The sequence below is a fragment of the Gordonia sp. NPDC003422 genome, from assembly GCF_053588675.1.
On sequence record NZ_JBSFQL010000076.1, the window covers coordinates 1 to 1,193 of the forward strand.

Below are 1,193 nucleotides of genomic sequence, written 5' to 3' on the forward strand. Positions count from 1 at the left end.
GGAGGACTTCAACACCCAGTTCCGCTGGTGGCTGGGTGAGCATGCCAACACCCGGATCGTGCGTTCGATCGGTGATCGCCGCCCGGCCGACGTCCTCGAGATGGATGTGGCGGCGATGACCGCTCTGCCACCGGCGGCCCCGCACGTCGGTCTGACCCACCGAGTCCGGTTGGGCCGGGACTACTACGTGCGGGTGGCCGGCAACGACTACTCGGTGCATCCGTCGGTGATCGGCCGGTTCGTCGACATCACTGCCGACCTGAGCGATGTGGTCATCCGATGCGGGGATGTCACCGTGGCCGATCACCACCGCAGTTGGGCCAACCACGTCACGATCGCCGATCCCCAGCATGTGCGGGCCGCCAAAGAACTGCGGCGCAACTACCGCATGCAGGACCTCAACATCGCGGCCGGCAACGCGGCACGGGTGCGGGCTCACCTCGACGGCCACCAGGTGCCGATGAGGGCGCTACCCGACTACGACGACCTCTACGGCGTCAACTTCACCACCACCACAGATTTGGAGTCCCACAATTGAGTACCGCCGATACCTCGACCACTGTGTCGGGCAAGCAGATTCACACACAGATGGAGTTCCTGACCCGCGCGTTGAAGACCCCCACGATCCGGCGGTGTTGGGCGGAGTTGGCCGATCGTGCCCGCGATGAGGGCTGGAGCCACGAACAGTACTTGGCGGCGATCCTGGAACGCCAAGTCTCCGAACGTGAAGCCAACGGCACCACCCTGCGGATCGCCGCCGCGAGGTTCCCGGCGGTCAAAACGGTGGAGGACTTCACCTTCGATCACGTGCCATCTTTGCCGCGCGATGTGATCGCACATCTGGCCACCAGTACCTGGATTGCCAAGGCAGACAACGTGATCCTTCTCGGACCACCCGGAGTCGGGAAAACGCATCTGGCGATCGCATTAGGGATGAAAGCCGCCCACAACTCGTATCCGGTGCTCTTTGACACCGCGACGGGTTGGGCGGCACGGTTAACCGAAGCCCACACCGCGGGACGGTTGGCCGCGGAGATCAAACGGCTGCGCCGCTACCGGCTGCTCATCATCGACGAGATCGGGTATCTGCCGTTCGACTCCGACACCGCGAACCTGTTCTTCCAACTCATCGCCAGCCGCTACGAACAAGGCTCGGTGTTGATCACCTCGAACATGCCATTCGGCCGATGGGG

Annotated in this window: 2 protein-coding genes; both read left to right on the forward strand. The window is 63.7% G+C overall.

Annotation, left to right across the window (positions count from 1 at the left end; all coding sequences use genetic code 11):
* A partial coding sequence (locus ACWDTF_RS24825) for a Mu transposase domain-containing protein (RefSeq protein ID WP_449755249.1) occupies window positions 1–538 on the forward strand: 538 nt, incomplete at its 5' end.
* Between the two features lie 50 nt (window positions 539–588).
* On the forward strand, window positions 589–1,193 hold a 605-nt coding region (gene istB / locus ACWDTF_RS24830), incomplete at its 3' end, for an IS21-like element helper ATPase IstB (protein ID WP_449755250.1).